Origin of the sequence: Winkia sp. UMB3158, assembly GCF_030217145.1 — a bacterium.
Taxonomy (GTDB): Bacteria; Actinomycetota; Actinomycetes; order Actinomycetales; family Actinomycetaceae; genus Winkia; species Winkia anitrata.
This window is the reverse complement of record NZ_JASONH010000004.1, coordinates 296,918-304,016: the sequence shown is the minus strand read 5'-3', so window position 1 is coordinate 304,016 and position 7,099 is coordinate 296,918. Positions and strand designations below refer to the sequence as shown.

Below are 7,099 nucleotides of genomic sequence, written 5' to 3'. Positions count from 1 at the left end.
TCCGATCCCGGTAGCTAAGCTTGCCAGCGCTGATGGTACTGCACTTTTTAGTGTGGGAGAGTAAGACGCTGCCACGATTATTCTTCTGGTTTAGCCTCCAGGCCTGCTTTTGTTAGTGGGTTTGGGGGCTAGATCTTTATCCCCATTTAACAACACCCGACGGGGCGACTGACGGCCGGGGAGCGAGACTTCACACCATGGAATATTCTTGCGCCAGCTAGTTTCTACTATGCTAGTACCAAATAGCTTTGACGATTTTTAAGGAACACTGTGAACGATCGCTTCTCAAGGGACTGGCACGGCCGCGAACGCTCGCCGAAGTGGCGAGACTCCAATAGAGCTGAGCGCTCAGATCGACCGACCCGCCGGGGCCGGGATAACAACTACTCCCGGGAAGATGGACGCAGGGATTTTTCTAAGTCTCGTTCAGATCGCAGCCGGCGGTATGAGTCCGGTTCCGGATGGTCCGGAGGTGGCCGTAGACGGTCCGGCGGTGACGGAAGAGGCAAGCGCGGCTGGAACTCTGACAACTCCAGAGGAAAAGGAAAATTCTCCGATCGTCGCTCATCGGGCAAACGGTTTAATGACCGGGCCCGCTCTGATCGTCGGGAAGACCGTGGTCCCCGTGACTTCCGCAAGCAGAACAAGTGGGACTCACGGCGAAATGAGCCTGCTATTCCAATGAATGTTAAGGCTGAATCGCTAGATCCCATTGCCCGCAAGGCGCTAAATGGGTTGAACGCAGATAACGCTGAGACTGTAGCGCGCCATTTGGTTATGGCCGGTTCTTTGATCGATATTGATCCCGAAGCGGCATACGCCCACGCGCAGGCAGCAGTGGCCAGAGCCGGTCGAATTGGGCCGGTGCGAGAAGCGGCCGCGCTTGCAGCCTATGCTTGCGAGAAATTCCCTGAAGCCCTCCGCGAGGTTCGCGCGGTGCGCCGACTGACAGGCGAAGATAGCCTGCGCGCAATTGAAGCGGACTGCGAGAGAGGCATTGGCAAGCCGGAGAAGGCTCTGGAGATAATCGGCGACACCTCAACGGCCGGTATGTCGGTTGGGGAACAGGCTGAGTTGGCGTTGGTTGCTTCTGGGGCTCGGGCCGATTTGGGCGAGCCGGAGGCCGGACTTCTTGTTATTGAGGACTTTCTCGATACCCGTAAGGTAGAAGACGACGAGGTACTCTCTCGCCTCCTGCATGTTAAGGTAGACCGTCTGCGTGAACTGGGGCGCGAGGAAGAGGCCGATCAGGTAGAAGCTGAGATTCCGGCGGTTCCTGAGCCTCTGACTATCGTTGATTTTGACGAGGTCGTTGAAGCAGACATGGAATACGTGCCCTCCGATCTTCAAGGGTGCCGGAAGCCACTGTCACAGAACTTTGAGCTCGCCCTCGTGGACCTGGACGGCGTCGCGTACATGGGATCTAGTCCAATTAAGTATGCCGACACCGGACTCATGAGTGCTAAGGAAGGCGGCATGGAGCTCGTCTTCGTAACTAACAACGCCTCACGCACCCGGCAGGAGGTAAAAGACAAGCTAGCCGGTTACGGAATAGAGGTAGATGAAGACAAGATCATGACCTCCGCGATGGACGGCGTAGCTATTTTGAAGGAAATCCTGCCTCCAGGCGCAAAAGTCCTGTCCATCGGTGGCAATGGATTGCGCAAAGCTGTTACTGAAGGTGGCTTCGAACTTGTCGAAAGTGCCGACGATCGTCCAGCTGCTGTGATTCAGGGCTACGATCCGTCCGTAGGTTGGGCGGAACTCTCCGAGGGCGCTTACGCCATCAATCAGGGTGCCGCTTTCGTGGCCACAAACATGGACGCGACGCTACCTACTGAACGAGGCTTTAGCCTTGGAAATGGCTCCCTGGTGCACGCAGTTGAACATGCAACAGGAGTTTCCGCGAAGGCGGGAGGCAAGCCCTTCCCGGGGATTTATCGACACGCTGTCGAACTGGCCGAAGGCTCCAAGGCAATGTGCATTGGCGACCGACTGGATACCGACATTGCGGGAGCTCGTGCCGCTGGTTATCCAGTACTTCACCTCCTTACTGGTGTTGCAAGCGCAAAAGATGTTGCACTGGCTAAGAAGGAAGAACGCCCCACCTATCTAGGTCTTGACATGCGTTCTTTACTTGAGCCTGTTCCTGGTCCAGTAAAGACCGCTAACGGGGATTGGACTTGCGGATCGTCAAGGGCATTCCGGGTAGAACGCGGCACAATTCAGGTTGATGAAGTTCCCCTTGAGGCAGATTCAGTCACGCTGAAACTCGACGACTACCGGGCCTTGGTAGCAGCGGTTTGGGAAGCACGTGACAACCGCGATCGCGTCACGGTTCCCCAGATTGAGGTAACTCGCAATCCTGAGGTCGAGAACGCGGCAGACCAGGAAGCCACTCCTGAGCAAGAAGCGGACGATACCGAAGTAAATGAGTGATGAAGAAAAAGGTTTGCCAGGGCTAACCGATGCTCTGGCAAACCTTGCCGAACTTCCCTTAGAGGAGCAGGTGAATCTTCTAAAGGAAATACAAACGAAGCTGAGCGAAGCTCTGACGACGGTAGGACACTAATGGGCAGACTGAGGCGTATCGATTCTGAGCTAGTGCGCAGGAAATATGCGCCCTCACGAACTAAAGCTGCCCAGATGATTCAGGATGGACTGGTCAAGCTAGATGGTCAGGTCGTGGTCAAACCTGCTCGCCAGGTCGATCCGGCCCAAGCTATAGAGGTTACCGAGTCCGCCCAAGATGGGTATGCCTCCCGCGGAGCATACAAGCTAAGCGGGGCTTTAGATATCTTGGGCGCAAATGCTCCCTCGATAACTAACGTAAGGGCCCTCGATGCGGGAGCATCTACAGGTGGGTTCACCGACGTACTCCTAAGGCGCGGTGCCGCCTCGGTAGTGGCAGTAGATGTGGGCTATGGGCAGATGGCATGGCGACTGCGCACCGATCCTAGAGTAGAGCTGCTTGAACGCACGAACGTACGTACTCTGGAGCCGGAACAGGTAGGGGAGCCGCCATCTTTGGTCGTGGGCGATTTGTCTTTCATCTCCTTGACGCTCGTGATTCCCGCGCTAGCAAAGGTCTCCGCTGCAGACGCCCATTTCCTGCTTATGGTCAAGCCGCAATTTGAGATTGGAAAGGACCGGCTTGGCCACGGGGGAGTCGTCAGGGATCCAGCTCACCGGATTGAAACGGTTCTAAAAGTGGCCAGCTGCGCTGTAGAGAACGGACTGATAGTGCACTCCTGCGCTGCTTCTCCGCTTCCGGGACCGTCCGGAAACGTTGAGTATTTCCTTCACATGTCCAAGACAGGAACCCAGTGCTCGGAGGAGCAACTGACTAAGATGGTTGAAGATGCCGTCGCAGCCGGGCCTCAGGGAGCACATAAATGAGGAAGGTATATGCGCAGCTACACTCAGATCGGGCCTCGGCCAAAGAGGCCTATCTTGAGTTGCGGGCTGGGCTTGAAGACCGAGGTGTAGCACTAGTAGACCACATAGATGATGAGGTAGAGCTCGTCATGGCAGTGGGAGGCGACGGTACCGTCCTTTCGGCGGCCCCATTGGCGAGGGACGCAGGATTGCCTCTATTCGGCATAAATTTAGGGCACATGGGATTTCTTACGGAGGCCGAAAAGGAAGATTTGAAGGTGGTCATCGACCACATTGTGCGTGCAGACTTCCAAGTTGAGGACCGCATGTGCATGAAGATCACCATCCGTCCTCCGCACGCGTGCCCAACCGAGGACTGGGCCTTGAACGAAGCTGCCATATTGCACACAGATGCCGCCCACCCGGCACACTTCGGCCTTGGCATAGACGGACAGGGTGTATCAACTTACGGGGCAGACGGAATTATCCTGGCCACGCCCACGGGCTCTACCGCTTACTCATTCAGTGCAGGCGGACCAGTGGTGTGGCCAGATGTGCAAGCTCTTGTTGTTACCCCGCTTGCTGCGCACGGTCTTTTTACGCGACCTCTGGTTGTATCGCCTACTTCGCTGATCGAGGTCGCAGTTTCTATGGAACAGCGTAGCCACTTGGAGCTGTGGTGTGATGGGCAGCGTTGCTCGCTGCTTGAACCAGGGACCGTCTTAACGATGACTCGATCGGAAAAACCAGTTCGTTTTGCCCGAATTAACAAGGCCCCCTTCTCATCTCGGTTGGTGGCAAAGTTCGATCTTCCGGTACATGGGTGGCGAGATAACTAGTGCTTGAAGAACTAAACATAGAAAACCTTGGGGTTATAGAGAGCGCCCAGCTTTCAGTGGCGAATAACCTGACCGTCTTGACCGGCGAAACTGGTGCTGGCAAGACAATGGTTCTTACCTCCTTGGGACTACTCACCGGCAGCAAGCCGGATCTGGGGAAAGTCCGGGCTGGCAGTGAGCGGGCTCATGTAGAGGGCATATTCACCCTTGCCGAGAATTCAAAAGCGGCGAACATAATCACTGATGCTGGTGGGCTCATCGAGGATTCCACAGTCGTACTGGCTCGCTCCGTCCCAGCGAAGGGACGCTCTCGGGCCTTCGCTGGAGGGCGAAGTGTTCCTGCCGCAATTCTCTCTGAAGCTGGAGAGCAACTTGTAGCAATTCACGGGCAGGCCGACCAGCTGCGGCTACGATCTGCATCTGCGCAGCGAGAGCGTGTAGATCAGGTGGGAGGACGCCCTCTGCAGGCGGTTCTTCGCAGATATCGACAGAAGTATGCGGCATACAAGAATGCCGTTGCAACCCTCGAAGAATGGCGGAAAAACTCTCGCGCTCGTGCAGTAGAAATAGAAATATTGCGTTCGGGAATTCAGCAGATAGATGAGCTTGCTTTGAGCGAGGGCGAGGACGACGAGCTACGCCAGCAAATAGAACGCCTAACTAACGTAGAAGATTTGCGTGAGGCTACTGCTAGGGCACTCAACCACATTTCGAGGGAAGGCGGGATTGCTGACAGCTTGGGCATAGTAATCGAGTCTTTGAATAAGGCAGCTAATTATGATGCCCAGTTGGAAAATAGCGCAGCTGCTGCAAGCTCGATAGAGGCAGAGGTCCAAGACCTCGCGGGTACCTTGGCAAGTTATCTTGAAGACTTGCAAGCCGACCCCGCAGCCTTAGAACATAAGCATGAGCGCTTGGCGAAGATCATCGAGGTTGGGCGAGGACGTGCAGAGTCCGCAACCGCTCTGCTGCGCTGGCGCGAAGAGGCAGGACAGAGGCTTGCCGAGATTGACGGGGGCACCGATCGCGAAGAAGAGCTTGCCGAGCAGGTGGCTGTCTTACGGGAAGAGACTTTGGAGCTAGGCCGACAACTCTCGAAATTGCGCCGCCAAGCCGCCAAGCAGTTGGGCGAATCGACCAGTAAAGAGCTGACGGAACTAGCAATGCCGAACGCAAGAATCCTGGCAGAGATAGATTCATTGGACGAGCCCGCTGAGTTCGGCATGGATAAGGTTTCCCTGAAGCTGCAGTCGCATCCGTCACTGCCACCGGTAGGGCTAGGTGAAGGCGCGTCGGGCGGAGAGCTGTCTAGAATCATGCTCGCCCTCGAATTGAGCAGTCTAGGTGATCACGATGACGCCCCGGTAATGATATTTGACGAGATAGATGCAGGCATCGGAGGGCAAGCAGCGACATCTGTAGGGTTGCGCTTGGCGCGCTTGGCTCAATCGCGACAAGTAATAGTGGTTACCCACCTGGCTCAAGTTGCAGCATATGGCGACAGACATATTGTGGTCGAAAAGCAGGGTGGGAAGGCAACTGTTAGGCAGGTAGAGGGCGAAGATCGCGTTTTGGAACTTGCGCGAATGCTCTCTGGGCACACCGACTCGAAATCAGCTAGAGTGCACGCCGCTGAGCTCCTTGGCGCCTCGCACGTGTAATACTAAGGTTCGTGGCTACGTTGTTCAGAAGGTCTAAAAAACGTGGGCTGTCCCAAGATGAGGGGCCGGCTCAGGTAGATAAACGCACAAAAAATCTGACGCGGCGACTCGAAGAAGGCGCTATTGCGGTAATTAACCATGCCGATATCGATAGGGTGGCCGCCGAGGCTCTTGTGAATGCCCGGCCTGTGGCGGTGTTGAACGCAGCTAAGTCGACTACCGGGCGTTATCCCAATATGGGGCCTGGAATCATCCTTGAGGCAGGGATAACACTAATTGACGATCTCGGTACAGACGTCATGCAGGTCCGGGAGGGGACCGTCCTAACGCTGAAGGATAACGAGGTCTACTCTGGTGGGAAGCTGGTCGCTGCGGGCGTGAAGCAGACTGCCGAGACAAATAAGAATGCCATGGAAGAAGCACGCTCAGGACTGTCCGTGCAGATCGAAGCATTCGCTGCCAACACTATGGAATATCTGCGTCGTGAACGGGAGCTCCTCCTCGACGGGGTAGGTGTGCCAGAGGTCAGGACTAAGCTGGACGGCCGGCAGGTGCTTATCGTGGTGCGCGGTTACAACTACAAAGAAGACTTGCGTTCGCTGAAACCTTATATTCGCGAGTACAAGCCCGTCCTTGTTGGTGTGGACGGAGGTGCCGACGCGATCCGTGAAGAGGGCTACAAGCCAGATATGATCATCGGAGACATGGACTCCGTCAGTGATGAGGCATTGCGCTGTGGTGCCGAGATCGTGGTGCATGCTTACAAGGATGGGCGCGCGCCAGGCACTGAACGTCTAGATCGCCAAGGAATCGATTACATTACCTTCCCTGCCACGGGCACGTCTGAAGACGTAGCGATGCTGCTTGCTGATGACAAGGGAGCCGAACTTATTGTTGCTTTAGGCACCCATGCCACCCTGGTTGAATTCTTGGATAAGGGGCGCGCCGGTATGGCGTCGACGTTCCTTACCAGGCTGCGGGTGGGTTCTAAGTTGGTTGATGCAAAGGGTGTTTCCAAGTTGTATCAGCCGAAAGTCTCGAATAGGCAGGCTATCCTCTTCGCCCTGGTGGGCATAGCATCTGTACTAATTGCTCTAGCTGTAACTCCCGCGGGCCAGACCTTCTACGGGGTAATTGGGCTATACCTATCTCGGCTATGGGCAACTATTACCGGGGCAAATGGCTTCGGACCTATCTATCCGTTCACATAAGAGGTTGAAT

Annotated in this window: 6 protein-coding genes; all 6 read left to right on the top strand. The window is 55.6% G+C overall.

The window, feature by feature from the left end:
* Nucleotides 1-270: 270 nt before the first annotated feature.
* Genes QP400_RS06360 through steA form a run of 6 tightly spaced genes read left to right on the top strand, consistent with a single transcriptional unit; the run spans nucleotide 271 to nucleotide 7,089 of the window.
* The gene (locus QP400_RS06360; protein ID WP_231288173.1) at nucleotides 271-2,439 is read left to right on the top strand and encodes an HAD-IIA family hydrolase; all 2,169 of its coding nucleotides are present in this window, start codon (nucleotides 271-273) and stop codon (nucleotides 2,437-2,439) included.
* Nucleotides 2,432-2,572 carry a hypothetical protein gene (locus QP400_RS06355; RefSeq protein WP_155855892.1) on the top strand — a complete coding sequence of 47 codons (141 nt, stop codon included), beginning with the start codon at nucleotides 2,432-2,434 and terminating at the stop codon, nucleotides 2,570-2,572. Before QP400_RS06360 ends, QP400_RS06355 begins: the two co-directional genes overlap by 8 nt.
* A complete protein-coding gene (locus tag QP400_RS06350; protein ID WP_004805512.1) occupies nucleotides 2,572-3,399 on the top strand; it encodes a TlyA family RNA methyltransferase in 828 nt (275 codons plus the stop codon). Before QP400_RS06355 ends, QP400_RS06350 begins: the two co-directional genes overlap by 1 nt.
* Entirely contained in the window at nucleotides 3,396-4,217 is an 822-nt protein-coding gene (locus QP400_RS06345; RefSeq protein WP_004805510.1) for an NAD kinase, read from the top strand. Before QP400_RS06350 ends, QP400_RS06345 begins: the two co-directional genes overlap by 4 nt.
* Nucleotides 4,217-5,878, top strand: coding sequence for a DNA repair protein RecN (recN, locus tag QP400_RS06340; protein ID WP_004805508.1), 1,662 nt, complete (start codon nucleotides 4,217-4,219; stop codon nucleotides 5,876-5,878). The genes QP400_RS06345 and recN overlap by 1 nt, the downstream gene beginning before the upstream one ends.
* A gap of 11 nt (nucleotides 5,879-5,889) precedes the next feature.
* Nucleotides 5,890-7,089 carry a putative cytokinetic ring protein SteA gene (steA, locus tag QP400_RS06335; protein ID WP_004805506.1) on the top strand — a complete coding sequence of 400 codons (1,200 nt, stop codon included), beginning with the start codon at nucleotides 5,890-5,892 and terminating at the stop codon, nucleotides 7,087-7,089.
* The last annotated feature ends 10 nt before the right edge of the window (nucleotides 7,090-7,099 follow it).

Excerpts from the sequence above, each read along its gene's own strand:
- QP400_RS06345 (WP_004805510.1), top strand. The coding sequence starts at position 3,396 with ATGAGGAAGGTATATGCGCAGCTACACTCAGATCGGGCCTCGGCCAAA.
- QP400_RS06355 (WP_155855892.1), top strand. The coding sequence starts at position 2,432 with ATGAGTGATGAAGAAAAAGGTTTGCCAGGGCTAACCGATGCTCTGGCA.
- QP400_RS06350 (WP_004805512.1), top strand. The coding sequence starts at position 2,572 with ATGGGCAGACTGAGGCGTATCGATTCTGAGCTAGTGCGCAGGAAATAT.